General features: G+C 72.9%; 22 protein-coding genes and 1 pseudogene. 19 read left to right on the top strand and 4 right to left on the bottom strand.

Going from position 1 to position 25,818, the window contains the following annotated elements:
- Positions 1-36: 36 nt before the first annotated feature.
- The gene (locus tag ACFPFQ_RS39600) at positions 37-1,494 is read left to right on the top strand and encodes an MFS transporter (RefSeq protein ID WP_379628379.1); all 1,458 of its coding nucleotides are present in this window, start codon (positions 37-39) and stop codon (positions 1,492-1,494) included.
- Between the two features lie 74 nt (positions 1,495-1,568).
- Here the strand turns inward: ACFPFQ_RS39600 and ACFPFQ_RS39595 are convergent, their stop codons facing one another.
- Positions 1,569-3,644 carry a S9 family peptidase gene (locus tag ACFPFQ_RS39595; protein WP_379628377.1) on the bottom strand — a complete coding sequence of 692 codons (2,076 nt, stop codon included), beginning with the start codon at positions 3,642-3,644 and terminating at the stop codon, positions 1,569-1,571.
- A gap of 78 nt (positions 3,645-3,722) precedes the next feature.
- Here ACFPFQ_RS39595 and ACFPFQ_RS39590 point away from each other — a divergent pair, with 78 nt between their 5' ends.
- The 7 genes from ACFPFQ_RS39590 to ACFPFQ_RS39560 all read left to right on the top strand — a co-directional run bounded on the left by ACFPFQ_RS39590 (position 3,723) and on the right by ACFPFQ_RS39560 (position 9,858).
- A complete protein-coding gene (locus ACFPFQ_RS39590) occupies positions 3,723-4,661 on the top strand; it encodes a hypothetical protein (protein WP_379628375.1) in 939 nt (312 codons plus the stop codon).
- A 38-nt stretch (positions 4,662-4,699) separates the two neighbouring features.
- Entirely contained in the window at positions 4,700-5,263 is a 564-nt protein-coding gene (locus ACFPFQ_RS39585) for an FKBP-type peptidyl-prolyl cis-trans isomerase (RefSeq protein ID WP_379628373.1), read from the top strand.
- 70 nt (positions 5,264-5,333) lie between these two features.
- Positions 5,334-5,660: a YciI family protein gene (locus tag ACFPFQ_RS39580; protein ID WP_379628372.1), complete on the top strand. Its 327-nt coding sequence runs from the start codon at positions 5,334-5,336 to the stop codon at positions 5,658-5,660.
- A complete protein-coding gene (locus ACFPFQ_RS39575) occupies positions 5,657-6,919 on the top strand; it encodes an RNA polymerase sigma factor (protein WP_379628370.1) in 1,263 nt (420 codons plus the stop codon). The genes ACFPFQ_RS39580 and ACFPFQ_RS39575 overlap by 4 nt, the downstream gene beginning before the upstream one ends.
- Before the next feature lie 124 nt (positions 6,920-7,043).
- Positions 7,044-8,093, top strand: a complete 1,050-nt coding sequence (locus ACFPFQ_RS39570) for a DHA2 family efflux MFS transporter permease subunit (RefSeq protein ID WP_379628368.1) — start codon at positions 7,044-7,046, stop codon at positions 8,091-8,093.
- Positions 8,078-8,461 carry a hypothetical protein gene (locus ACFPFQ_RS39565; RefSeq protein ID WP_379628366.1) on the top strand — a complete coding sequence of 128 codons (384 nt, stop codon included), beginning with the start codon at positions 8,078-8,080 and terminating at the stop codon, positions 8,459-8,461. The genes ACFPFQ_RS39570 and ACFPFQ_RS39565 overlap by 16 nt, the downstream gene beginning before the upstream one ends.
- A 35-nt stretch (positions 8,462-8,496) precedes the next feature.
- On the top strand, positions 8,497-9,858 hold the full coding sequence (locus ACFPFQ_RS39560) for an MFS transporter (RefSeq protein ID WP_379628628.1): 1,362 nt from the start codon (positions 8,497-8,499) through the stop codon (positions 9,856-9,858).
- A 20-nt stretch (positions 9,859-9,878) separates the two neighbouring features.
- On the opposite strand, the pseudogene ACFPFQ_RS39555 reads toward ACFPFQ_RS39560, so the two are convergent.
- A pseudogene (locus ACFPFQ_RS39555) lies at positions 9,879-10,739 on the bottom strand (LysR substrate-binding domain-containing protein); the annotation flags it as partial.
- A 70-nt stretch (positions 10,740-10,809) separates the two neighbouring features.
- Here ACFPFQ_RS39555 and ACFPFQ_RS39550 point away from each other — a divergent pair.
- The 3 genes from ACFPFQ_RS39550 to ACFPFQ_RS39540 are packed head-to-tail and all read left to right on the top strand — an operon-like array spanning position 10,810 to position 13,473.
- Positions 10,810-11,706 (top strand): dihydrodipicolinate synthase family protein, encoded by an 897-nt coding sequence (locus ACFPFQ_RS39550; RefSeq protein ID WP_379628365.1) that lies wholly within the window; start codon positions 10,810-10,812, stop codon positions 11,704-11,706.
- Positions 11,707-11,763: 57 nt separating this feature from the next.
- On the top strand, positions 11,764-12,798 hold the full coding sequence (locus ACFPFQ_RS39545; RefSeq protein ID WP_379628363.1) for a hypothetical protein: 1,035 nt from the start codon (positions 11,764-11,766) through the stop codon (positions 12,796-12,798).
- 15 nt (positions 12,799-12,813) lie between these two features.
- Positions 12,814-13,473: a hemerythrin domain-containing protein gene (locus ACFPFQ_RS39540; protein ID WP_379628361.1), complete on the top strand. Its 660-nt coding sequence runs from the start codon at positions 12,814-12,816 to the stop codon at positions 13,471-13,473.
- Between the two features lie 27 nt (positions 13,474-13,500).
- On the opposite strand, the gene ACFPFQ_RS39535 is transcribed toward ACFPFQ_RS39540, so the two are convergent.
- Positions 13,501-14,172: an MBL fold metallo-hydrolase gene (locus ACFPFQ_RS39535; RefSeq protein ID WP_379628359.1), complete on the bottom strand. Its 672-nt coding sequence runs from the start codon at positions 14,170-14,172 to the stop codon at positions 13,501-13,503.
- A 246-nt stretch (positions 14,173-14,418) separates the two neighbouring features.
- On the opposite strand from ACFPFQ_RS39535, the gene ACFPFQ_RS39530 reads away from it, so the two are divergent.
- Positions 14,419-16,917: a bifunctional lysylphosphatidylglycerol flippase/synthetase MprF gene (locus tag ACFPFQ_RS39530; RefSeq protein WP_379628357.1), complete on the top strand. Its 2,499-nt coding sequence runs from the start codon at positions 14,419-14,421 to the stop codon at positions 16,915-16,917.
- A gap of 920 nt (positions 16,918-17,837) precedes the next feature.
- A complete protein-coding gene (uvrA, locus tag ACFPFQ_RS39525; protein WP_379628355.1) occupies positions 17,838-20,750 on the top strand; it encodes an excinuclease ABC subunit UvrA in 2,913 nt (970 codons plus the stop codon).
- A gap of 22 nt (positions 20,751-20,772) precedes the next feature.
- Here the strand turns inward: uvrA and ACFPFQ_RS39520 are convergent, their stop codons facing one another.
- On the bottom strand, positions 20,773-21,336 hold the full coding sequence (locus tag ACFPFQ_RS39520; protein ID WP_379628353.1) for a TIGR03086 family metal-binding protein: 564 nt from the start codon (positions 21,334-21,336) through the stop codon (positions 20,773-20,775).
- Between the two features lie 57 nt (positions 21,337-21,393).
- On the opposite strand from ACFPFQ_RS39520, the gene ACFPFQ_RS39515 reads away from it, so the two are divergent.
- From ACFPFQ_RS39515 to pheS, 6 genes are all read left to right on the top strand, one after another.
- Positions 21,394-22,194 carry a DUF6597 domain-containing transcriptional factor gene (locus ACFPFQ_RS39515; protein ID WP_379628351.1) on the top strand — a complete coding sequence of 267 codons (801 nt, stop codon included), beginning with the start codon at positions 21,394-21,396 and terminating at the stop codon, positions 22,192-22,194.
- A gap of 154 nt (positions 22,195-22,348) precedes the next feature.
- A complete protein-coding gene (gene infC / locus ACFPFQ_RS39510; protein WP_379628349.1) occupies positions 22,349-23,032 on the top strand; it encodes a translation initiation factor IF-3 in 684 nt (227 codons plus the stop codon).
- A 78-nt stretch (positions 23,033-23,110) separates the two neighbouring features.
- Complete coding sequence (gene rpmI, locus ACFPFQ_RS39505; RefSeq protein WP_379628348.1) at positions 23,111-23,305, top strand: 50S ribosomal protein L35; 195 nt, start codon at positions 23,111-23,113, stop codon at positions 23,303-23,305.
- 78 nt (positions 23,306-23,383) lie between these two features.
- Positions 23,384-23,773 (top strand): 50S ribosomal protein L20, encoded by a 390-nt coding sequence (gene rplT, locus ACFPFQ_RS39500; protein WP_379628346.1) that lies wholly within the window; start codon positions 23,384-23,386, stop codon positions 23,771-23,773.
- Positions 23,774-23,781: 8 nt separating this feature from the next.
- Positions 23,782-24,588, top strand: coding sequence for a TrmH family RNA methyltransferase (locus tag ACFPFQ_RS39495; protein ID WP_379628627.1), 807 nt, complete (start codon positions 23,782-23,784; stop codon positions 24,586-24,588).
- Between the two features lie 167 nt (positions 24,589-24,755).
- Positions 24,756-25,808, top strand: coding sequence for a phenylalanine--tRNA ligase subunit alpha (gene pheS, locus ACFPFQ_RS39490; RefSeq protein ID WP_379628344.1), 1,053 nt, complete (start codon positions 24,756-24,758; stop codon positions 25,806-25,808).
- The last annotated feature ends 10 nt before the right edge of the window (positions 25,809-25,818 follow it).

Here is a 25,818-nt window from a genome sequence, read left to right as displayed (position 1 = left end):
CCGGTGCCGCCGCGCGCCCGCCGCCGAGCCGGCGGCGTGAGCTCCGGTTCGGAGTACGAGCCCGATCCGCGTCGCTGGCGAGCGCTGTGGGTGACGCTCGTGGCGGGCTTCATGAGCCTGCTCGACGTCAGCATCGTCTCGGTGGCGCTGCCGTCCATCCAGCACGGGCTGGGCACCACCCCGTCCGACGTCCAGTGGGTGATCTCGGGCTACGCGCTGACGTTCGGGTTGGCGCTGGTGCCGGCCGGGCGGCTCGGTGACGCCCTGGGCAGGCGCCGGATGTTCCTGATCGCGCTCGGGGCGTTCGTGCTGTTCAGCGCGCTGGCCGGGGCGGCGCCGACCACCGCGACGCTGATCGCCGCGCGGCTGGCGCAGGGCCTCGCGGCCGGAGCACTGGCGCCGCAGAACTCGGGGCTGATCCAGCAGCTGTTCCGCGGCGCCGAGCGCGGTCGCGCGTTCGGCCTGTTCGGGGCGACCGTTGGCATCTCCACGGCCGTCGGGCCGGTGGTCGGCGGGCTGATACTGACGCTCGCCGGAGAGGGCGACGGCTGGCGCTGGATCTTCTACATCAACGTGCCGATCGGCGTGCTCGCGCTGGTGCTGGCGGCGCGGCTGCTCCCGAAGGGCGGTTCCGGGCGCCGCGAGCACATCGATCTCGTCGGGGTCGGGTTGCTCGGCGGCACGGTGCTCGCGGTGCTGCTGCCACTGGTGCAGGCCGAGTCGGGTGGGATCGCCCGGCTGTGGTGGCTGTTCCCGGTCGCGGTGGTGCTGGGCTGGTTGTTCGTCCGCTGGGAGCAGCGCGTGATCGCGCGCGAACGGCAGCCACTGCTGGACATCCGGCTGCTCACCGAGATCCCCGGCTACGCGTCGGGCGCCGGGCTGGGATCGGTGTACTTCATCGGGTTCAGCGGCATCTGGCTCGTCTTCGCTCTCTTCTTCCAGGCCGGACTGGGCTACACACCCCTGCAGTCGGGTCTCGCCGTCACCCCGTTCGCGCTCGGGTCGGCGGTGTCGGCCGTGGTGGGCGGGCGGCTGGTCGAGCGCTGGGGCCGCGCGCTCACCGTCGCGGGGCTCGGACTCGTGGTGGCCGGGCTGGCGGCCACCGCCGTGGTGCTGTGGCTGGCGTCCCCCGGCGTCGCGGGCTGGGCGGTGTCGGCGCCGCTGCTGCTCGCCGGGATCGGCGGCGGCTGGGTGATCTCGCCCAACACCACGATGACGCTGCGCCGGGTGCCGGTGCAGATGGCGGGCTCCGCGGGTGGGGCGCTGCAGACCGGGCAGCGCATCGGCGCGGCCATCGGCGGTGCCGCGCTCGCCGGGCTCTTCTACGCGGTGCTCGCGGGCAGCGGCAACGACTACCCGCTGGCCGTGTCGCTCACGATCGGCACCGCCGCGGGGTCCGTCGCGGTGGCGCTGGGGATCGGGATCTGGGAGTGGCGGGCGGGCCGGCCGAGCACGGCGGGCGCCCCGGACGCCGTCCTGACCCCGCTCGACTAGCTCGCACACATCGCAGCATCCCCGCACACACCGTGCACGGTGTGTGCGGCGACGCGGAGGTGTGTGCGAGCCGCTCAGCTCACGCCCAGCGACTCCTTGAGGAACTGCACCTGCAGCAGCAGGAGGTTCTCCGCCACCTCCTCCTGCGGCGTCATGTGGGTGACGCCCGAGAGCGGCAGCACGCTGTGCGGGCGGCCCGCGGCCAGCAACGCCGAGGACAGCCGCAGCGTGTGGGCGGCCACCACGTTGTCGTCGGCGAGGCCGTGGATCAGCAGCAGCGGACGCGTCAGCTTCGCGGCGTCACCGAGCAGCGACGAGCGGGCGTAGGCATCGGGGAACTGCTCGGGGTGGCCGAGGTAGCGCTCGGTGTAGTGCGTGTCGTAGAGCGCCCAGTCGGTGACGGGGGCACCCGCGACGGCGGCGTGGAAGACGTCGGGACGGCGCAGCACGGCCAGTGCGGCGAGGTAACCGCCGAACGACCAGCCGATGATGCCGACGCGGGTCAGGTCGAGATCGGGATGCGTCGCCGCGACGGCGTGCAGCGCGTCCACCTGGTCCTGCAGGACGGGGGAGGCGAGGTCGCCGAAGACCGCCCGTTCCACGGCCGGGCCGCGGCCGGGCGTGCCGCGCCCGTCGACGACGACGACGGCGAAGCCCTGCTCGGCGAACCACTGGCTGGTCGCGTGCGCCCCGCGGGCGGCGACCACGCGCTGGACGTGCGGGCCGCTGTAGGGGTCCATGAGCACCGGGAGCTTCGTGCCGGGCCGGTGCCAGGACGGCAGCAGTACCGCGGTCGGTGACTCGCGCTCACCCGCGACGGTCAACGTGATCCGCGGCGTCAGGTCCGGCGACTCGGCGAGCGACGCGATCGGGTGCTCGCCGCCCGCGTGCCGCACGACCGTGGTGGCGCCGTCGGACTCCAGGTCGACGCTGGTCAGCACGAGCGTGCCGGCGCTGCGGCGCCCGTTGTGGACGCCGTGGGGCGGGCTCAACAGGGTGAGGCCGTCCGGGCTCCACGACCAGAGCCCGGTGGAGGCGGCCTCCTCGCTCGCGCGGAGCAGCACCGTCTCGTCCTCGACCTCCACGACGCCGCGGACCTGCAGCGACGGCGGTGTCACGGCCACCCCGTCGATCAGGAGGCGGCGCGCGTCGTCGAGGTCGGCGACGGTGACGAGCGCGCCCGACGCGGTGTGCGCGGGAACGCCGGGCACGATGTCGACCCACACCGGGTCGGTCTGCTCGTGGCGCAGCGAGGTCGCCCCGGTGGCCGGGTCGACGGCCAGCACGCGCAGCGCCCGCTGGTCGCGGGGCTGCACCACCAGCAGCAGCTCGTGGGCATCCCAGACGACGGTGGCGAGGTACTCGTCGACCGCGGTGTCCCGGGCGACGGGCGTCCGGCCGCCGTCGAGCGTGATGATCTCGCAGGTCACGACCGCGTTCGGGGTGCCGGCCGCCGGGTAGGAGATCACGGTCGGGGTGCGGTCCGGGTTGGCCGGGTCGGCGATGTGCCAGCGCTGCACCGGCGCGTCGTCGACCCGGGCGACGAGCAGGGCGGTGCCGTCGGGCGACCACCAGTAGCCGCGCATCCGGTCCATCTCCTCGGCCGCGACGAAGTCCGCCAGCCCGAAGGTGACCTGCTCCCCGTCCGGGGCGGCGAGCACGGCCGTCGTGCCCGTCTCCAGGTCGTGGACGTGCAGCGCGCCGCCGCTGACGAAGGCGACGCGCCGTCCGGTGGGATCGGGCCGGGGGTCGATGACCCCACCCGGTGTCGTGATGGCCCGCGGCGCAGCCGCACCCACCAGATCGGCGACGTAGAGCTGCCCGGACAGCGCGAACGCCGCGACCTCGGCGACGGCGTCCACGGCGTAACCGACCACCCCGCCTGCCTTCTCCCGGCTGCGTTCCCGGCGGGCCCGCTCCTCGGGCGGCAGGTCCTCGGTCGCGGCGCCGTCGAGCAGGTGCGGGTCGGCGACCAGCCGTTCCGTGCCGGTGGCGACGTCGAGCGACCACAGGCAGTTCACCGCGTCGGTGCCGCCGCGGCTGCGCAGGAACACCACCCGCGTGCCGTCGGGGGAGAGGGTGAAGCCGCGCGGGGCGCCCAGGGTGAAACGACGGGTGCGGGCCTGCCGGCGCGGGAAGCTGTCGGTCACGGTCGCCCAGTCTGCCCCGTCGGTTCTGCGTAGTGTCACGGACGCCCGCCCCGACGCCGTCGCACTACCGTCCGATCCATGATCCGTAGGGCACTCCTGGCAGCGATCGGGACCGCCTGCCTCGCCGCGTGCGCCGCACCGGCAGCCGCCCCGCAGCTCGCGCCCGGCCCGACCCGGTCGGGGCCGGCATTCGAGCAGGCACTGAGCCGGGTCGACGGGCCGTTCGAGGGCTACCTGGACTTCGTGGACACCGCTCGGCTGGCAGCAGGGCCGGAGCTGCCGGGACTCGGCGGGCGGGCCGGCGGTCAGCTGGACGCCTACCGGGCGCCGCTCGCGGCCCAGCTGAAGATCGACCTGGACGCGGCGGGCAGCGTCCTCACGGCGGGGCGTCCGCCCCGCGCGATCACCCTCGTCTCCGGTGGTCAGGACGCTGCGGAGATCCGGACCGCCGCCACCGCAGCGGGCTGGACGGGTGGTGACACGCTCGGCCGGCAGCTCTCGCTCGCGGAACCGCTCACGCTGCAGGCCGGCACGGTCCGCCCGATCGGCAGCGACGTCGTGGTCGGCGCGCCGGACGCGGCGGTCGCTCTCGTCGACGGCGCGGGTCCGGACCTGCAGGACGATCCGGTGGTCGGCCCCCTCGCCCGCTGCCTCGGCGACGTGCTGACGGCGACCCTGGTCACGGGGGCGGGCGGCACCGGGGCGGGCGGCACCGGTATCCGGGCGACCGGCGTCGGGCTGCGTCGCGCCGGTACCGATCCGGCGCGGGCCGACAGCGTCCTGTGCGTGGCGGCCGGCGCGACGGCCCCTGACGTTGCGGCGGCGGTCACCGAGGCGGTGCGCTCGGGCAAGCCCCGGACCGGGAGCGAGCCCTACTCCGCCTACCTGACGGATCCGCAGGTCGAACAGCTCGACGGCGGGATCGTGCGGCTGATCGCCCGCACCCCGCCCGGCGCGCCCGTCACATTCCTGATCAGCGCGTTGCAGCGCCGGGAGCTGCCCGGGCTGGCGGGGTGACGCCGTAGTGCCCGCCCGGGCGTGGTCGACTTGACGCCATGAAGCGCTCCCTCCTCGCCGCTGCCGTCGCGGTCGCCGCCGCCGCGGTGCTCGCCGCATGCGGCAGTCCTGCGGCACCATCGCCCGCCGCTGCGGCCCCCACCGCGGCCGCCACCTCGTCGGCTGCCGCTCCCGCCACCGCGCCCGCCCAGCCGGCGCCCGCCGGGGTACCGGCACTGACCGGCACCCCCACCGACCTGACCAAGCCCACCCAGGCGCAGGCCGGCACCGGCACGCCGCCCGCCGGCCTCGTCATGCAGGACGTCGTGGTCGGCACCGGACCCGCCGCAGCGCCCACCAACACCGTCGACGTCCGCTACACCGGCACGCTCTACACCGACGGCTCGGTGTTCGACAGCTCGTGGAGCCGCGGCAGCGACCCCATCTCGTTCCCGCTCAACCGGGTGGTCAAGGGGTTCTCACAGGGCATCGCCGGCATGCAGGCCGGCGGCAGGCGGGTGCTGGTGATCCCGCCGGCGCTCGGCTACGGCGACCAGACCAACGGCCCGATCCCCGGTGGCTCGACGCTGGTCTTCGTCGTGGACCTCGTGAAGATCAGCTGAAATTCTCGCGAGTGCGTGTCGATCTGTCGCGGTCCGGTTCGTCGGTGGGTATCCGAACCGAGGAGGAACCATGCAGTACCTGATGCTGATCTGCGGTGACGTCGAGATCCCCGCCGACGTGGACATGCCGGGCATGACCCAGGCGTGGGTCGACGAGATGACGGCGCGCGGGGTCCGGATCACCGGCGACCGTCTTCGTCCTGTCGCCGACACCACCACCGTGCGGGTGCGCGGCGGCGAGGTCCTGCTCACCGACGGGCCGTTCGCCGAGGGCACCGAGCAGATCGGCGGGTTCGACCTGCTCGAGTGCGCCGATCTCGACGAGGCGATCGAGATCGCGGCCAAGCACCCGATCGCCGCCTACGCGGGCATCGAGGTGCGGCCGCTCTGGACGTGACCGTCGAGGACGCCGTCGCGCAGGCATTCCGCGACGAGTGGGGCCAGGTCGTCGCCACCCTGATCGGGCTGACGGGGGACTGGGAGCTCGCCGAGGAGTGCACCCAGGACGCGTTCGCGCTCGCGCTGCAGCACTGGGGGCGTGACGGCGTCCCGCGCAGCCCCGGTGCCTGGCTGACGGTCACGGCGCGCAACCGCGCCCGGGACCGACAGCGGCGCATGGCCGTGGAGTCCCGGAAGCTCGCAGAATCCCAGGAGCTGGGTGAGGTGACCGTGCAACCCGCCGACGACCCCTACTCCGACCGGGATCCCAGCGGCGTGCCCGACGACCGGCTCCGGCTGATCTTCACGTGCTGCCACCCGGCGCTGGCGCTCGAGGCGCGCGTCGCGCTGACCCTGCGCACCCTCACCGGCATGACCACCGCGGAGATCGCCCGCGCGTTCCTCGTGCCGGAGCCGACGATGGCGCAGCGCCTCGTGCGCGCCAAGCGGAAGATCCGCCACGCCGCCATCCCGTACCGGGTGCCGCCCGCGCACCTGCTGCCCGAGCGCGTCGCGGGCGTGCTGGCGGTGCTCTACCTGCTGTTCCGCGAGGGCTACGCGGCCAGCGCCGGTGCCGATCTGCTGCGCCGCGACCTCACGGCCGAGGCCATCCGGCTGGCCCGCGCGCTCGCCGGCCTGATGCCCGACGAGCCGGAGGCGCAGGGCCTGCTCGCCCTGATGCTGCTGCAGGACGCCCGCGGCGCGGCCCGGCTCGACGCCGCGGGTGACCTCGTCACGCTGGAGGAGCAGGACCGGGGCCGATGGGACCGGGACGCGATCGCCGAGGGCGTCCGGCTGCTCGACGGCGCGCTGCGGCGGGAACGGGCAGGCGCCTACCAGCTGCAGGCGGCGATCGCGGCCTGCCACGACCTGGCGCCTGCGGCCGCCGACACCGACTGGCCCGAGATCGTGCGGCTCTACGGGGAGCTCGCGCGGCTGGTGCCGTCGCCGGTGGTGGAGCTGAACCGGGCGATCGCCGTCGCGATGGCCGAAGGTCCCGCCGCCGGGTTGGTGCGGGTGGACGCGGTTGCGGCGCAGTTGCCGGGCCATCACCTGGTGCCGGCGACCCGCGCCGACCTGCTGCGCAGGCTCGGCCGCGATGCCGAGTCGGCGGCGGCGTACCGGGAGGCGCTGACCCTCGCGCCGACCGACGCCGAGCGCCGCTACCTGCAGCGCCGCCTCACCACGGTGGAGCCGTCGAGAACGACGTTGCCATGATCGAAAGGGCCTGTTGATCATGGCAACGTCGTTCTCGACGGAACTCGTGGCGCCCCCGGTGTCGATTTAGTGGCGTGCCGCACGTCGGTGGGTGACTGCCCGCTCGACGAACGAGGAGCTCGACATGACCGACACCGCGCGCCGATGGGTGCTGGGGCTGGCCACCGCAGCATCCCTGATGACGGCGCTGGACACGCTCGTCGTCTCCACCGCGCTCACCACCATCCAGCGCGACCTCGGGGCCACCGCCGAGCAGCTCGAATGGACGATCAACGCGTTCAACCTGGTCATGGCGGTGCTGCTGATGCCGGCCGCGGCGCTGGGCGACCGGTTCGGGCGCAGCCGGATGTTCGCGATCGGGGTCGCGCTGTTCACCGTCGCGTCGGTCGCCTGCGCGCTGGCGCCGAACGTGGTGGTGCTCGTGGCCGCGCGGGCCGCCCAGGGTGCGGGCGCCGCGCTGGTCACGGCGCTGGCGATGACGCTGGTCGGTGCCGCGTACCCGGCCGACCGGCGAGGCGCCGCGCTGGGGATCCTGCAGGGCGGGTCCGGGCTCGCGGTGCTCGCCGGACCGGGTCTGGGCGGTGTCATCACGACAACGGTCGGCTGGGAGTTCATCTTCTGGCTCAACGTCCCGATCGGGCTCGCCGTGGTCCTGCTCGTGATCGGCAAGGTCGACGAGAGCCGCGGCGCCGACACGGCACTCGACATCCGCGGCCTGCTGCTGGTCACCGCCGCCGCCGTCGGCCTCGTCTGGGCGCTCGCCCGGGGCAACGCCACAGGCTGGACGAGCGCAGAGGTCCTGACCGCCTTCGTGGCAGGCGGTCTGCTCACGATCGCGTTCGTGGCATGGGAGCGCCGCGCCGCCGCGCCGATGCTGCCGCTGCGGCTGTTCCGCAGCCGCGGGTTCGTCGCCGCCAACCTGGCGACGGTCGGGTTGGTCGTCTCGATCTTCGGCGGGGTGTTCTTCTTCTCCCAGCTGCTGCAGAACGCGCTGGGGTTCACCCCGCTGCAGGCGGGTCTCGGCCTGATGCCGTGGACGTCGGCGCTGATCGTGATCGGTCCGTTCGCCGGTCGCCTGGCCGATCGCGTCGGCAACCGGCCGCTGATGGTCGGCGGCCTGCTGCTCTCCGCAGGCGGCTCGCCTGGGTCGCGCTCGTCGTGCATTCCGGACTGACCTACAGCGCTCTCGTCGCGCCGTTCCTGCTGGCCAGCATCGGTGCCTCGCTGGCCATGCCGCCCACCGCGAACGCCGTGCTGGGCGCGGTGGAGCCGGCGGAGGTCGGCAAGGCTTCGGGCGTGAACGCGATGGTCCGGGAGCTCGGCGGCGTGCTCGGACTGGCCGTGCTGGTGGCCGTGTTCGCCGGTTCCGGGAGCTACGCGTCGCCCGCGGCGTTCGTCGGCGGCTTCGCACCCGCGATCGGGCTGGCCGCCGCGGCGCTGGTCGCCGGTGCGGTCGCGGCCGCGTTCGTGCCCGGCCGTCCCACCCCTCGGACGGATGGTGCTTTCGCGGTTGCGGAAGCGGCGGTGGTGGGCAGAACCTGATCTCCATGAGTGGGGAGTCGAGGCCCGCAGAGCCGATGACCGGACGGGCGGAGATCGCGGCACGGCTGGACCGGTTGCCGGTGACCCGGCTGCACCGGTTCTTCATCGCCGTGGTCGGTGTCGCCACGTTCTTCGACCTCTACGACCTCTTCCTCGCGAGCACGGTCAGCACGGTGCTCACGAAGGAGTTCCACGTCGGCCCCGACGAGCTGAAGCTCGTGCTCGCGTCGGCGTTCCTGGGCGCGTTCGTCGGGGCCGTGACGCTGGGCAGGCTCGCCGACCGGATCGGGCGGCGCCGCGCCTTCTTGCTGACGCTGAGCCTGTACTCGGTGTTCACGCTGCTCGGCGCGTTCAGCACGGACGTCTGGATGCTCGTGATCTGCCGGTTCATCGCGGGGATCGGGATCGGGGCCGAGCTACCGCTGGCCGATGCCTACCTGTCGGACCTGCTGCCGGCGCGCTCGCGCGGGCGCGCGATCGCCTGGGCGTACACCGTCGGCTTCTGCGGCGTGCCCGCCGCGGGCTTCCTCGCGCGCGGGCTCGTGGGCACCGCGCCACTCGGGTTCGACGGCTGGCGGTGGCTGTTCGTGATCGGCGCGCTCGGTGCGGCGATCGTGTGGCTGCTGCGGATCGGGTTGCCGGAGTCGCCGCGCTGGCTGGCGGCGCGGGGCCGGATCGAGGAAGCCGACGCCGTGGTGCGGCGGCTGGAGGCCGCGGCGCCCGGTCCGCTCGCCGAGCCCGTGGCAGCACCGCCGGAGCCCGGGCCGGGGCGGGCGTCGGCGCTGCTGCGACCGCCGTGGCGCCGGCGGGCCGTCATGCTCTACGTCTTCCAGGCGATGCAGGCCTTCGGCTACTACGGCTTCGGTTCGCTGGTGCCGATCGTGCTGGCCGCCAAGGGGTTCGGGCTCGTCACCTCGCTGACGTTCGCCGCGCTGACCTTCCTGGGCTACCCGATCGGCTCCGCGCTCTCGATCCCGATCATCGAGCGGTTCGAGCGCAAGTGGCTGATCATCGGCAGTGCCGTCGGCATGGCGGTGTTCGGGCTGGGCTTCGGCTTCGCCACGTCCGACGTGCTGATCGCGGTGCTCGGCTTCTGCTACACGGCCACGAGCAACGTCTTCTCCAACGCCTTCCACACCTACCAGGGCGAGCTGTTCCCGACCTCGCTGCGTGCGACGGCCGCGGGCTCGGCCTACTCGCTGTCGCGGCTGGCCACCGCCGCGATGCCGTTCGTGCTCATCCCGGTGCTCGACGGTGCCGGTGCCGGGGCCATGTTCGCGGTGGTCGCTGCCGCGATGGCGGTGCTCGTGGTGGACGTCGCTGTGCTCGGTCCGCGCACCACCGGCCGCTCGCTCGAGTCGATCGCAACATCGGCGGGCGCCGAAGCGGTGCGCTGAGATCCTGCTGCCGCTCGGACGGCTGTGGCGAAGGCGGCGACGGCCGGGTGCGTCGCGGCGCCCCGGCGGTAGGCCGCCAGCGTCGCGCGCCGCATGGGCAGTGCCGTGAAGGTGACGTCCGGGTGCGGGCCCGCGATGCCCAGTTCGGGCACGAGTGCCACCCCGCGGCCGATCCCGACGAGCGCGAGCGCGGTGCCGAAGTCGTCCACCTCGTCGCGGACGCGGGGGGTGAACCCGGCGAGCTGGCAGGCCCGCAGCGTCATCGCCCCGCAGCGCGTGGTGGGCGGCGCCACCACCCAGTGCACGTCGCGCCAGCGGCCGATCGGGTCACCCTCGGGCGCCGGCCAGTGCCGCGGTGCCGCCAGGTGCATCGCCTCGTCGAAGAGGTGCTCGGTGTCCACCCCGGGTTCGGCCTGGTCGGGCACGAAGTCGTAGGACAGCACGAGCGCGACGTCGAGCCCGCCGCCGCGCAGCGCCTCCGCGACGTCGGCGGGGTCGATCTCGCGCACCGACGCGTCGAGGCGCGGGTGCCGGCGCGCCAGCGTGGTGAGCGCGGCCGGCACGATCGCCCGCGCGGCCGTCGGGAACGTGCCGATCCGCAGCGTGCCGGCCAGGCCGTCGCGGGTGGCGGCGAGATCGGCATCGGCCTGCTCGAGCCGTTCGAGCACGACCTCGGTGTGGGCCACCAGCGCGAGCGCGGCCGGTGTCAGTGCCACCCGGCGGCCGGTTCGCACCAGCAGGGCGACCCCGGCCTCCCGCTCCAGCGCAGCGAGCTGCTGCGACACGGCCGACGGGGTGAACGCGAGCGCGTCGGCGACCGCCGCGATCGTTCCGCGGAGCGAGAGCTCCCGCAGCAGGCGCAACCGGCGGACGTCGAGCATCAGTTGAGCTTACGTCCCACGGTAGGAACGTGAACTGGACCTGTTGCTCCGCAGGCAGGACGCTCGGTCCATGCCCCTCGACGGACTGCTGGTCCCGCTGGTCACCCCGTTCAGCACGACCGGAGCGGTCGATCACGACGCGCTGGGGCGGCTGGCTGTCGACGCCCTCGGCAGCGGAGCCGACGGCCTGGTCGTTCTCGGCACGACCGCCGAGGCGGCGGTGCTCGACGACGGTGAGCGCCGCGCGGTGCTGCGGACCTGCCTGGGGGCGGCGGGCGGGGCTCCCGTCGTGGTCGGCGCAGGTGGCAACGACACCCGGCGCAGCGTCCTGGAACTGCGCGGGCTCGCGCAGTGGCCGGAGATCCACGCGGCGCTGGTGGCGGTGCCGCCGTTCACGCGGCCCTCGGCGGCGGGCGTGGTGGCGCACTTCGCGGCGCTCGCGACGGCCGGGGTGCCGCTCGTCGTCTACAACGTGCCGGCCCGCACCGGCCGCGAGCTGGGGGAGGACACGATCCGGGAGCTGGCCGCGATCCCGGGCGTGATCGGGATGAAGCACGCCGTGCCCGCGGTCGACGCCACGACCGTCGCGCTGCTGGCCGACCCGCCGCCGGGGTTCACGGTCCTCGCCGGCGATGACGTCGTGGCCGCGCCGCTGCTGGCGCTCGGCGCGCAGGGCGCGATCCTCGCGTCGGCGCACGTGGCGACCGCCCGGTTCGCCGCCATGGTGGCCGCGTGGCGCCGCGGCGACGCGACGACCGGGCGGGAGCTGGCCGCGCCGCTCGCGGGGCTCGCCGCCGCGCTGTTCGCGGAGCCGAACCCGAGCGTGATCAAGGGCGTGCTGCACGCCATGGGCCGGATCCCGACCCCGGACGTCCGGCTCCCGCTGCTCCCGGCGGCCGCCGCCACGGTCACGCGCGCCCTCCAGGCCGTCGAGAACGACGTTGCCATGATCCAAAAGGCACTTTGATCATGGCAACGTCGTTCTCGACGGTCAGGCGTCCGGGGCCGCCGTAGCGTGGACGGGGTGCTGGTGAGTGATGCGCGCAAGGTCGCGGGGGACTGGGTGGCGCGGCACGGTTCGGCCGTGCCGGGCTTCCGTGGCGCGTTCCTGACCGGCTCGGCCACCGTCCTGCCGCCCGAGGCCGCGCTGCCGCCGACGTCGGACGTCGACGTGCAGGTGGTGATCGAGGGGCCGCTGCCGCCGAAGCCCGGAAAGTTCCTGCACCGGGGGGTGCTGCTCGAGGTCAGCCACCTGCCGCTGGCGGAGGTGGCCGATGCCGTGACGGTGCTGCGGTCGCCGCACCTCGCGCCGAGCTTCGCCACCGACCAGGTACTCGCCGATCCCACCGGGCACCTGGGCCGGCTGCGTGCGGTGGTAGCGCCGTCGTTCGCGGCCACGGCAGGGGAGCGCGTGGCCACCGTTCTCACCATGATCGAGGCCCGGTGGGGTGCCATCGAGTGGAGCGCACCGTGGCCGGACCTGGTGACGGCCTGGATGTTCCCGGCCAGCCTGCCGGCCGTCGCGATGCAGGTGGCGGCACTGCGCACGCCCACCGTGCGTCGACGCTACGTGGCCGCGCGCGACGTGCTGCGCGAGCACGGGCTGCCCTACGCGCCCCTGCTCGACCTGCTCGGGTTTGCCGACGTCACCGCCGCGACCGTTCGGAAGCACCTCGAGCGGCTCGCCGCGATGTTCGACGCCACGGCAGCCGTCTCGCGGACGCCGTTCCCGTTCTCGGCCGACATCACCCCCGCCGCCCGGCCGGTCGCGATCGACGGCAGCCGGGAGCTGATCGACGGCGGCGACCATCGCGAGGCGGTGTTCTGGATCGTCGCGACAGCGTCACGCTGCGCGCAGATCGTCGCAGTGGACGGGTCGGCGGCGCTGCGTGCGGACGTCGACGCGGCGTTCCGGGACGCCGTTGCCGACCTGGTCGGCCTGCGGACGACCGCTGACCTGCGGATCCGCCGGGACACCGGGATCGCCGCGCTGCACTGGGTGCGGGCGACGGCCGCGGCGGTGTGGGCCGAACCGATTCAGCAAACACCCTTGCATTGATATTGCGGTAGTTCCATGGGCATCGTCCACGACGCGCTGCGGCGCGATCTGCGACGCACCCGCGCGGCGCTGACCAGCAGCCCGTTCCCCGACGGGGCCCGGAGGACGGCGCTCGCGGCCCACCTGGACTGGATGATGCGGTTCCTCCACGCCCACCACGGCGGCGAGGATGCGGGCCTCTACCCGATGGTCCGCGCCGCCGATCCGAGCGCCGCGACGCTCCTCGACGCGATGGCCGCCGACCACGGGTCGATCGACCCGGCCATGGAGCACCTCACCGCGGCGACGCAGCGGTGGGGCCGCTCCGGCGGCGAGGCCGACCGGATCGCGCTGGGGGCGGCACTCGACGCGCTCGGTGACGTCCTGCTGCCCCACCTGGAGCGCGAGGAAACGCAGGCGATGCCGCTGGTGTCGGCCACACTCACGCATCGCCAGTGGCACGAGTGGGACCAGACCCACAACATCGGGCCCAAGTCGCTCCCGGTGCTCGCCGAGGAGGGTCTGTGGCGGATGGACGACCTCGACGAGCCGGGTCGCCAGGTGGTGCTGCACGAGGTGCCGCTGATCCCGCGGTTGATCGTGCTCTACGGGTTCGGGGCCCGGTACCGGCGCCACGCCGCCGAGCGCTGGGGTGCGCGATCGCCCGCGGTCAACTCGAACGGATCCTCGCCATAAGTCGGGAACCCACCGCCCTGCGCGGCCTCACCAACCCCGGGAGCGCCACTCACCGAGGCTGGGACGCTCGGCACCGAGCGTGGTGTCGTCGCCGTGGCCCGGGTAGACCCAGGTCTCATCGGGGAGCGGGTCGAACACCCTGGCCTCGAGGTCGTCCATCAGCGTGCCGAACTCCGCGGGACCCGCGGTCTTGCCGGGACCACCGGGGAACAGCGAGTCACCGGTGAAGATGTGCGGCCCGGCGGCGTCGGTGTAGACGAGCGCGATGGAGCCGGGGGTGTGCCCGCGCAGGTGCACGACCTCGAGCGCGATCTCGCCGAAGCGCACGGTGTCACCCTGCTCGACCAGCTCGTCCATCGGGATCGGCAGCTCGCCGGCGTCGAGCGGGTGGGCGATCTGGCGGGTCTGGAACATGCCCGCGACCGCGCCGAGCGCCTGCCAGTGGTCGAAGTGCCGGTGCGTGGTGATCAGGTGGCGCAGCTCCGGGCGGGCGTCGCCGGAGCCGACGAGATCGGCCAGCCGGTCGGGCTCTGCGGCGGCATCGATGAGCAGCGCCTCGTTCGTCGCCTTGCAGACGAGCAGGTAGGCGTTGTTGTCCATCGTGCCGACGGAGAGCTTGGTGATGCTCAGCGCGTCGAGGTCGCGCCGGATGGCGGCGCCGCCGGGATCGGTGTGACCTGAGTACTCGAGGACGTCCACCCGCTCAGCCTAGTAGTGCCCCACCCCTGGTGCGACGCCGCACATCCACCCCGACGTCGCACACCTGCACCCGTCGTCGCACACCGCGCAGCGTGTGCGACGACCCGCGACGGTGTGCGACGACGGCCCGTCGCCCGGGCACAGCGGTCCGATGCGACTACGGCAGGCTCTCGGTGTGCAGATCGGGGACGTCCGGGGGGAACGATCGGTCCGCTGGCGTGCCCGCACCGACCGGGGAACCGGTCGATGAACGTTGCCGAGCGCGCGCGGGGAACCGGGAGCGCGCTGGTCCGAGCGGCCCGCCACGCCCCGATGACGTGCACGCTCATCACCGTCTGCTGGCTGGCCGGTTTCCTGACGGGCTCGATCCCCGGCGGCGCGAGCGCTCGGCTGCTGCACAACGTGGGCGCCGGGCCGGAGGCGTTCGCGGCGGGGCACTGGTGGACCGCGGTCACCGGGTGCTTCTTCTGGGGGAGCCTCGGCGGACACCTGGTCACCACGGTGCTGTTCCTGGTGGCCGGGCCGGTGGCCGAGCGCCGGATCGGCACCGCGCGGTCGGTGTTGCTGCTGTTCGGCACGCAGGTCGCGGGCACGCTGCTCGCGAGCGGGCTGGTCGGCCTCGGCTCGCTGGTCGGGGGGCGTTGGGCCGGCGAGCTGGCGACGCAGGCCGCGATCGGGGCGGCACCGGGTGCGGTCGGGCTGGGGTTGGCGGTCACGAGCCGGATCTCGGCGCTGTGGCGGCGCCGGCTGCGGATCCTGCTGCTGACCACGGGCATCGTGCTGGTCGCCTACTCGGGGGCGCTCTCCGACGTCGTGCTGCTCTCGGCGGGCCTGGTCGGGCTCGTCTGCGGGCCGCTGCTGCTGGGCCGCACCGACCGCAGTCCCGGCCCGGCGTCGCGGCACGAGAGCCGCGTGCTGGTGGCGATGATCGTCGCGGCGTCCGCGGTCGGGCCGGTGGTCGCCGCTGCTGCTGGCGCGGCGATCGGGCCGCTCTCCGTGCTGCAGTACCTCGTCCTCTCCCCGCCACCGGACGCCGACGCGGTGCTGCAGATCTGCCTCTCCGGCGATGCCGACACCTGCCGCGAACTGCAGGCCCACCTGCGGCTCTCCGGGATCGGACCGGCACTCGCCTCGGCCGTGCCCGTGATCCTCCTGCTGGTCATCGCCGAGGGGCTGCGCCGCGGGCGGCGGGCGGCGTGGGTGCTGGGGGTGGCGCTCAACGCCGTGCTCGCCGTGCTCGGTGCGGGACTCGGGCTGCTGATCGCCGACACCCCCGACAGCGAGCTCGTCGTGTTCCGGGGGGTGCCCGGCGCCCAGCAGCTCCTCACGCTGCTCCTGCCGTCGCTGGTGCCGCTCTGCGTGGTGCTGCTGCTGCTGGCCGGCCGCGCGCAGTTCACCGTTCGGGCCCCGGCTGGCACGCTGCAACGCACGGCGGCGACGTCGGTCGCCGTGCTCGGGACGCTGTCGATCCTCTACGTCGTCGGGGGAACGGCGGTGGCCGACCAGTTCGACCGCCCCCCGACGGCGGCGCAGCTGCTGGCCGATCTCCCGCTGCGGTTCCTGCCGCCGGGGTACCTGGGCGAGGTGGATCCGGCGTTCCTGCCGGAGGGGCTCGTCGCGACGCTGCTGTTCGAGTGGGTCGGTGTCGCCTTCTGGATCACGGTCGCCGCCGGCCTGCTGGCCGGGTTCGTGAAGCCGCGCGTCACCGCGGCCGCCGCCGACGCGGCCAGGGCGCGGGCGCTGGTCGTCGAGCACGGCGGATCCGATCTGGCCTGGATCACCACGTGGGCCGGCAACAGCTACTGGTTCTGCGACCAGGAGGCGGCGATCGCCTACCGGGTGATCGGATCGGTCGCCGTCACGACCGGCGACCCGATCGGACGCCCCGAGCGCCGCGCCGACGCCGTGGCGGGCTTCGCGCGGTTCTGCGGCGAGCGCGGCTGGACACCGGCGCTCTACAGCATCACCGCCCCCACCCGTGACGCGTGCGCCGAGCTGGGGTGGCGATCGGTGCAGGTGGCCGAGGAGATCGTCGTGCCGCTCGAGGGGCTGACGTTCACGGGGAAGCGCTGGCAGGACGTCCGTACCGCCCTCAACAAGGCCGAGCGGGAGGGCATCAAGGCCGAGTGGCTCACCTTCTCGCACGCACCGCTGGCGATCACCGACCAGATCCGGGCCATCAGCGAGGAGTGGGTCGCGGACAAGGGCCTCCCGGAGATGGGCTTCACCCTCGGTGGCCTGCCCGAGCTGGCCGACGATGCGGTCCGCTGCCTCGTCGCCGTCGACACCGACCGCACCGTGCACGGGGTCACCAGCTGGATGCCCGTGCACCGCGACGGCGAGATCGTCGGCTGGACGCTCGACTTCATGCGCAGGCGCGGCACCGGCGGCTTCCGCGGCACCACCGAGTTCCTCGTCGGCTCCGCGGTGCGCGACCTGCAGGAGGAGAAGGGCGTCGAGTTCATCTCGCTGTCCGGGTCACCGCTGGCCCGGGTCGACCGCACCGCCGACGAGCGCGGCCTGCAACGCGTCCTCGACGCGCTGGGCGCGGCGCTGGAGCCGGTGTACGGGTTCCGATCACTGCTGGCGTTCAAGGCGAAGTTCCAGCCCGTCTACGCCCCGCTCTACCTGGCCTACCCGGATCTGGCGGCGCTGCCGGCCATCGGGTTCGCGATCGGGCGCGCCTACCTGCCCGACCTCACCCCGCGCCAGTCGGCGCGGTTGCTGAGGCGCCGCCGGGCCTGACGCCTCGGCGTTCTGGCCACCGCTCGTCCCGTCGCAGGCAGGCTTCCCTCGCGCGGCGATGGCAGGAAAGCCACTTTCTCGCAACGTCGTTGCAGGAAAGTGGCTGTCAGGAGAATCCCCATCCGAAGGCGGCCTACCAGCGGGACCTACCGGGAAGCGCACCCCCGACGCCCCGCGCTGGCCTCGTTGCAGGAAGGTGGCCTTCTCGCAAGAATCTTGCGGCAAACTGGCCGTGGCCTTCCTGCAATCCGAGAGCCTGCCGCGCCGCGCGGGTGATCAACGCCTACAGGTTCCGGTTGGATCATGAGCCAGTACGCGCTCGGCGGCGAGCGAAACGCACCCACGGCCCCGCGCCGGGCCCTGCGGTGCGCCTCGGCGAGCATGATCGGTGCGAGCCGGACCGCAGCGCCGTCGACAGGGCTGTGGTGTGCGGCTCGCGCGCCCGGGGTGGTTGTTGTGCCCTCCCGCCGACCTGGCGCAGCCCGATCATGCGCCCGCCCCGCGCGCAGCCACTCCGGCACCTTGATGTCTCGAACGAAGCCTGTGCGTGGGGTGGGCGCGTGATAGCCCGATAGGGAGGTCGGCGGGAGGGCACGACCTCCTCCTGTTGATCTGCCGGCCCGGCGAGGGCGCGGTAGAGCGGGGCACGCTCCCCCTCCGCAGCCGACGTCCCGGTTCTCATCTTTCATGGCGGCCGCAGGCCATGACGGACTTCCTGCAATCCCGGTCCCGCACAGCGTGATCATGACCGCACGCTGCGTGTTCGGCACCCGTCCGACCCGGCTGTGCGCTCTTCGAACGTCCGTGCGATCCTCGATGCAGCGCGCAGATGCCACCCGGTTCCTGTCGGTGGTCGCGCCTAGCATGGAACGGGGCAGGCGAAAGCCCGCCGCACCTCGCACAAACCGGAGGCTCCCCCCGTGGCCGATCGACTCATCGTCCGCGGCGCTCGCGAACACAACCTGCGTGGCGTCGATCTCGACATGCCGCGCGACGCACTCGTCGTCTTCACCGGACTGTCGGGTTCCGGCAAGTCCAGCCTCGCGTTCGACACCATCTTCGCGGAGGGCCAGCGCCGCTACGTCGAGTCGCTCTCGGCCTACGCGCGCCAGTTCCTGGGGCAGATGGACAAGCCCGACGTCGACTTCATCGAGGGCCTCTCGCCCGCGGTGTCGATCGACCAGAAGTCCACCAACCGCAATCCGCGCTCCACCGTAGGCACCATCACCGAGGTCTACGACTACCTGCGCCTGCTCTACGCGCGCGCCGGCATCCCGCACTGCCCGGTCTGCGGCAACGTGATCGAGAAGCAGACGCCGCAACAGATCGTCGACCAGGTGCTGGCCATGGACGAGGGCGCCCGGTTCCAGGTGCTGGCACCGGTCGTGCGCACGCGCAAGGGCGAGTTCGTCGACCTGTTCACCAACCTGCAGGGCCAGGGCTACTCCCGCGTGCTGGTCGACGGCACCGTGCACGCCCTCACCGATCCGCCCACGCTGAAGAAGCAGGAGAAGCACGACATCTCCGTGGTGGTCGACCGGCTGGCGGTCAAGGGTTCGGCGAAGCAGCGGCTCACCGACTCGGTCGAGACGGCGCTGCGGCTTGCCGACGGGCTCGTCGTGCTCGACTTCGTCGACCTGCCAGAGGGCGATCCGCACCGCGAGCGCCGCTTCTCCGAGCGCATGGCCTGCCCCAACGGCCACCCGCTCGCCCTCGACGACCTCGAGCCGCGCACGTTCTCCTTCAACTCGCCCTACGGCGCCTGCCCCGAGTGCAGCGGCCTGGGCATCAAGAAGGAGGTCGACCCCGAGCTCGTCGTGCCCGACCCCGACGCGAGCCTCGCCGACGGCGCCATCGCGCCGTGGGCGGGCGGCCAGTCGGCGGAGTACTTCGGCAGGCTGCTCGAGGGCCTGTCCACGGCCATCGGTTTCCGCATGGACACGCCGTGGCGCAAGCTGCCCATCGCCGCGCAGAAGGCCGTGCTGCACGGCAGCGGCGATCAGGTGCACGTGCGGTACCGCAACCGCTACGGCCGCGAGCGTTCGTACTACGCCAACTACGAGGGCGTCATCCCGTTCCTCGAGCGCCGGCTCGACCAGACCGACTCGGACTACGCGCGCGAGAAGTACGAGGGCTACATGCGCGACGTCCCGTGCCCCGTGTGCAAGGGGGCGCGGCTCAAGCCCGAGGTGCTTGCCGTCACGCTCACCCACCGCGACCAGGGCGAACGGTCCATCGCCGAGGTCTCGAGCATGTCGGTGTCGGAGTGCTCCGAGTTCCTCGGCGGCATGGTGCTCGACAACCGGCAGTCGATCATCGCCGGCAGCATCCTCAAGGAGGTGCAGGCGCGGCTGGGCTTCCTGCTCGACGTCGGCCTGCACTACCTCTCGCTCGACCGCGCCGCAGGATCGCTGTCGGGCGGTGAGGCCCAGCGCATCCGGCTGGCCACGCAGATCGGCTCCGGACTGGTCGGCGTGCTCTACGTGCTCGACGAGCCGTCCATCGGCCTGCACCAGCGCGACAACCGCAAGCTCATCCAGACGCTCATCCGGCTGCGCGATCTGGGCAACACGCTCATCGTCGTGGAGCACGACGAGGACACCATCCGTGCCGCCGACTGGGCCGTCGACATCGGTCCCGGCGCCGGCGAGCACGGCGGCATCATCGTGCACAGCGGGCCCGTCGCCGGCCTCGAGTCCCACGACACGTCGCTCACCGGCGCGTACCTGTCCGGGCGGCGCTCCATCCCGCTTCCGGAGAAGCGCCGCAAGCTCGATCCGAAGCGCAAGCTCACCATCGTCGGCGCGCGGGAACACAACCTGCGCGGCATCGACGTCGACATCCCGCTGGGCGCGCTCGTGGCCGTCACCGGCGTGTCCGGCTCGGGCAAGTCCACGCTGGTCAACGACATCCTCGCCACGGTGCTGGCCAACAAGCTCAACGGCGCGCGCCAGGTCCCCGGGCGTCACACGCGCATCACCGGCCTCGACGAGCTCGACAAGCTGGTGCGCGTCGACCAGTCCCCGATCGGGCGCACCCCGCGCTCCAACCCGGCTACGTACACCGGGGTGTGGGACAACGTCCGCAAGCTGTTCGCGGCCACCACCGAGGCCAAGGTCCGCGGCTACCAGCCGGGCCGGTTCTCGTTCAACGTCAAGGGCGGCCGCTGCGAGGCGTGCTCCGGCGACGGCACCATCAAGATCGAGATGAACTTCCTGCCCGACGTCTACGTCCCGTGCGAGGTCTGCAAGGGCGCCCGCTACAACCGCGAGACGCTCGAGGTGCACTACAAGGGCAAGACCGTCGCCGACGTCCTCGACATGCCGATCGAGGAGGCCGCTGAGTTCTTCGGCCCCATCACCTCGATCAGCCGCTACCTGCGCACGCTCGTCGACGTCGGTCTCGGCTACGTCCGGCTCGGCCAGCCGGCCCCCACGCTGTCGGGCGGTGAGGCCCAGCGCGTCAAGCTGGCGTCGGAGCTGCAGAAGCGCTCCAACGGCCGCACCATCTACATCCTCGACGAGCCCACCACGGGCCTGCACTTCGAGGACATCCGCAAGCTCCTGCTCGTGATCAACGGTCTGGTCGAGAAGGGCAACTCGGTGCTCGTCATCGAGCACAACCTCGACGTCATCAAGACGTCCGACTGGATCATCGACATGGGCCCGGAGGGCGGGTCCGGCGGCGGCATGGTGGTCGCGGAGGGCACCCCGGAGCAGATCGCGGCCCACCCCACCAGCTACACGGGGGAGTTCCTGAAGAAGCTGGTCACGTCGGCGGCTCCGCGCAAGGCTCCGGCGGCGCGGAAGAAGAAGGCGACCGCAGCCCGCTGACGGTTCCTGCCGTGCGGTCCCGTCAGCTCGCCGACCAGCGCGGATCCCGCCCGCTCGCGCCCAGCAGCCGGTCGAGGGCCGGTGCCGTCGCCGGCACCGGCACCTCGGGGCCGTACACGCTCATCTGCCTCGCGAGCTCGGCCGTGCCCGCCACCTCGGCGTGGAGGTAGGTGAGCACGTCGGCGGGCCAGCTGAGCTCGACCCCGAGCGCACGGCCGAGGTCCCAGCCGTGCACCACGAACTCGCCGACGATCATGCCACCGATCATCGAGGCGGGGAGCGGATCGGCGCCGAAGGACGCCGTGCCGTCCCAGGCCGCCGGGTCGGACCAGGCGGTCGCGGCCCGGGCGAGCAGGTCGGGAGCGAGCGCGGCATCGGCCGCGCCGGGCGTCGCCGTGTCCTTGCTCGCGGCCGCCACGAACACCGGCGCCCACTGGGCGATGTGGCCGAGCAGGGTCCGCACATCGAAGTCGGTGCAGGGTGTGGCCCGGTCGAGCAGCGCCGGGTCCAGGTCCGTGGTGAGCGCGAGGATAGGTGCGGCGGCGGGTCCGACGAGGGCTGCGGGGGAGCGGGTCGTGAAGGACATGACGCCACGGTAGGCAGGCTGGTGGGGGCGGTCTTGAAGAAAGGCGACACTGGTCGGGTGGAGCGTGACGAGCGGGAGCTGGGTGGTGCCTGGACGCGGTTCCAGCGCCACGAGTTCGCTGCGCCCGCTCCGGACCTGGCGCCGTTCGTCGATCACTACTGGATGGTCGAGTGGGACTACGCCACGCCGTATCGGCAGGTGATCGTCCCGTACCCGCACGTCCAGCTGTCGACGGGACCTGCGGGGGAGTTCGCGGTGCACGGGGTGGCGAGCGGGCACCAGCTGAAGGTGCTCGACGGCCGTGGTCGGGTCTTCGGGATCGCGTTCCGTCCCGGCGGGTTCCGTCCCTTCCTCGGGTCGTCGGTCGCGGCCCTGACCGACCGGAGCGTCCCGGCCGCAGACATCACGGCGCTGCCGCCCGGCGGCCCCGCAGACCCGTTCGCCATGGCGTCGGTGGAGGGCTGGCTGCGGCGGGCGCTGCCGGCACCGGATCCGGCCGCAGCCCGCGCCGCGGAGATCGTCGCGATGATCGCCTGCGAACCGACGGTGTTGCGCGCCGACCGGCTCGCGGCGCAGTGCGGTACCGGCCTGCGCAGCCTGCAGCGGCTCTTCGCCGAGTACGTGGGCGTCGGGCCGAAGTGGGTGATCCGGCGTTACCGGCTGCACGAGGTGACGGAGCGGATGGCGGCAGGCGCCGTCATCGACTGGGCCGGGCTCGCCGCCGATCTGGGTTACGCTGACCAGGCGCATTTCACGCGCGACTTCACGTCGATGTTCGGTGAGCCGCCCACGCGGTACGCCCAGCGCTATCCGGCCGCACAGGAGCGGTTCTCGGGCCCCCGCCCGGCGCGCCGGTAGCCACCTGCTGTAACCTCTGGAATGCGACCACCCCGTCGTGCGTTCACACGTGCTACAGGGCGATCAAGTGGAGCCCCGCTCCCACCCGAACGCTTCCGGCGTCCGGGTTCGGTCCGCCGGCGAACCCCGTCGAGCACGTGGGGTGTCGTTGGGCATGGATCGTTGCGGGTTCAGGGCTCCTCTTCCGTCGCACCACACGACGTCGATACAGGGAGACCCCATCAGCACAGAGACGCGCATCAACGACCGCATCCGCGTTCCCGAAGTCCGGCTCGTCGGGCCGAACGGGGAACAGGTCGGGATCGTGCGCATCGAGGACGCACTGCGGCTTGCGCAGGAGGCAGAGCTCGATCTCGTCGAGGTCGCAGCACAGGCCCGCCCGCCGGTCTGCAAGCTCATGGACTACGGCAAGTTCAAGTACGAGAGCGCGCAGAAAGCCCGGGAGTCCCGCCGCAACCAGCAGCTCACCACGATCAAGGAGCAGAAGCTCCGACCGAAGATCGATACCCACGACTACGAGACGAAGCGCGGCCACGTGCGGCGGTTCCTCGAGGGTGGCAACAAGGTCAAGGTCACGATCATGTTCCGTGGTCGCGAGCAGTCCAGGCCCGAGCTCGGGTTCCGGCTGCTGCAGCGGTTGGCCAAGGACGTGGAGGATCTGGGTGTGGTCGAGTCGACGCCCAAGCAGGACGGCCGCAACATGACGATGGTGATCGCTCCGACGAAGAAGCCGCCGATCCGCCCGCGTCCGAGTTCCACGGACAGTGCGGACACCACGGATTCCGCGTCTGCCGCTCCGGAGGCCTCCGCGGCCCCCGAGGCTGTCGACGCGCAGTAGGCACGAGCGCCGCACGACTGCCGCACGACAAGCACTGGCGCCTCCTCCGGGAGGTGCCACCGGTGAGTAGGAATTGCCATGCCCAAGAACAAGACGCACAGCGGGATCGCCAAGCGGATCAAGGTGACCGGTGGCGGCAAGTTGATGCGCCAGCAGACCGGTCTGCGGCACCGGCTCGAGGTCAAGTCGAGCAAGGAGACGCGCTCGCTGTCGGGTTACGTGCAGGTCAACAAGGCCGACACGAAGCGCGTCAAGAAGATGCTCGGTCGCTGAGAGCGCTGCCACCGCCCACCCGCTGACCGGCCGCCGGCACATCCCGCCCGGCGCCGGCCGACAACGTAAGGAACACCCATGGCACGCGTGAAGCGCGCGGTCAACGCTCAGAAGAAGCGTCGCTCCACCCTCGAGCTGGCAAGCGGCTACCGCGGCCAGCGGTCGCGGCTGTACCGCAAGGCGAAGGAGCAGATGCTCCACTCGCTGAACTACGCCTACCGCGACCGTCGCGCCAAGAAGGGCGACTTCCGGCAGCTGTGGATCACCCGGATCAACGCGGCGGCGCGTGCCAACGGCATGACGTACAACCGCTTCATCCAGGGCCTGAAGATCGCCGGTGTCGAGGTCGACCGCAAGAACCTGTCGGAGCTCGCGATCAGCGACCCGGCCGCGTTCTCCGCTCTCGTCGAGCTGTCGCGCGCCAACGTCCCGGCGCAGGGCGCACCGTCCGAGGGGACTGCGGCCTGAGCCGCAACATCACCACCGACGTACCGCCCGGATCCGACCGCACGCCGCGCGTCGTCGCAGCCCGCAAGCTGCTGCGCCGCGCAGGCCGCGATCGGGCCGGGCGGTTTCTCGTCGAGGGGTCCCAGGCGGTTCGCGAGGCGCTGCGCTACGGCCACGTGCACGAGCTGTTCGCCACCGACGTCGCCGCAGCGCGCCACCCCGAGCTGATCGACGCTGCCGCTGACGTGGGCGCGCGGGTCAGCCTGGTCACCGACCGCGCCGCCGACTCGCTGTCCGACACCGTCACCCCGCAGGGGCTGGTGGCGGTCTGCGACCTGCTCGACGTTCCCGTCACCGACGCGCTGGCCGGCTCACCGCAGCTGATCACCGTGTGCGTGGGCATCGCCGATCCGGGCAACGCGGGCACCGTCATCCGGGTGTCGGACGCCGCAGGCGCCGACGCGGTGCTGCTCGCGGGCGACACCGTCGACCCCCACAACGGCAAGGCCGTCCGCGCGTCCACCGGTAGCGTGTTCCACCTGCCGCTGGCCCGCGACCGCGACGCCGCCGCCGTGCTCGACGCCTGCCGCGCCGTCGGTCTCACACTGCTCGTCGCCGACGGGCGCGGCGAGCTGGACCTGCACGACCCGGCCGCGGCAGCCGTGCTCGGTGGTCCCGTCGCGTGGATCTTCGGCGGCGAGGCGCACGGGGTGCCCGATGAGCTGGCAGAGCTGGCCGACCACCGGGTCCGGGTGCCGATCCACGGCCGCGCGGAGAGCCTCAACCTGGCCACGGCCGCGGCGATCTGCCTCTACGCGAGCGTCGGCGCCCGGTAGCCGCGCTCTGGGGTGGCAGGAAAGCCACTTTCCCGCAACGACGTTGCAGGAAAGTGGCTTTCCTGCAACGGGGCACCGGGCCGTCGGCATCCCCCAACACCCTCCCGCCTAGAATCCGGCTGCTCCCGATTCCTGCCCCGATCCATGCGCGGAAGGTCCCTGGTCTGATGCCCGACAGCACCACCGGCATCACGCCGGCGCTCGATCCCGACACCCTCGCCGCCGCGGTCGCCGCGGCCCGTGCCGCGTTCGACGGTGCCGCCGACCTCGCCGACCTCGCCGCGATCAAACCGGCGCACCTCGGTGACCGCGCGCCGCTGCTGCTCGCGCGCCGCGAGCTCGGCTCGCTGCCCGGCCCGGAGCGCGCCGACGCCGGCAAGCGCGTCAACGCCGCCCGCGTCGAGGCGCAGGAGGCCTTCGACGCCCGCCGCGCCGTCCTCGTCACGGAGCGCGACGCGCGGGTGCTGGCCGAGGAGGCCGTCGACGTCACGCTGCCGTGGGAGCGCAACCCGCGCGGCGCGCGCCACCCCATCACGCAGATCGGCGAGCGCATCGCCGACGTCTTCGTCGCCATGGGCTGGGAGGTCGCGGAGGGCCCCGAGGTCGACTCGTCGTGGCTGAACTTCGACGCGCTCAACTTCGGCAAGGACCACCCGGCCCGCACCATGCAGGACACGTTCTACCTGGGTGACGGGGAGAACTCGGGCACGGTGCTGCGCACCCACACCTCACCGGTGCAGATCCGGTCGCTGCTCGAGCGCGAGCTGCCCGTCTACGTCGTGTGCCCGGGCCGCACGTTCCGCACCGACGCGCTCGATGCCACGCACACCCCGGTGTTCCACCAGGTCGAGGGCATCGCCGTCGACAAGGGCATCACCATGGCCCACCTCAAGGGCACGCTCGACGCGTTCGCCCGCGCGATGTTCGGCGCCGACTCGCGCACGCGGCTGCGGCCCTCGTACTTCCCCTTCACCGAGCCGTCCGCCGAGGTGGACGTGTGGTTCCCGGAGAAGAAGGGCGGCGCGGGCTGGGTCGAGTGGGGCGGCTGCGGCATGGTCAACCCCAACGTCCTGCGTGCCTGCGGCGTGGATCCCGAGGTGCACTCGGGCTTCGCGTTCGGCATGGGCCTGGAGCGCACGTTGATGTTCCGCAACGGCATCCCCGACATGCGCGACATGGTCGAGGGCGACGTGCGGTTCAGCAGCGCGTTCGGCATCTGAGTAGCGGGAG

Source organism: Pseudonocardia sp. GCM10023141 (assembly GCF_042653605.1).
Note: the sequence above shows the minus strand (reverse complement) of the source record. Positions and strands in the feature narration are given on the sequence as shown.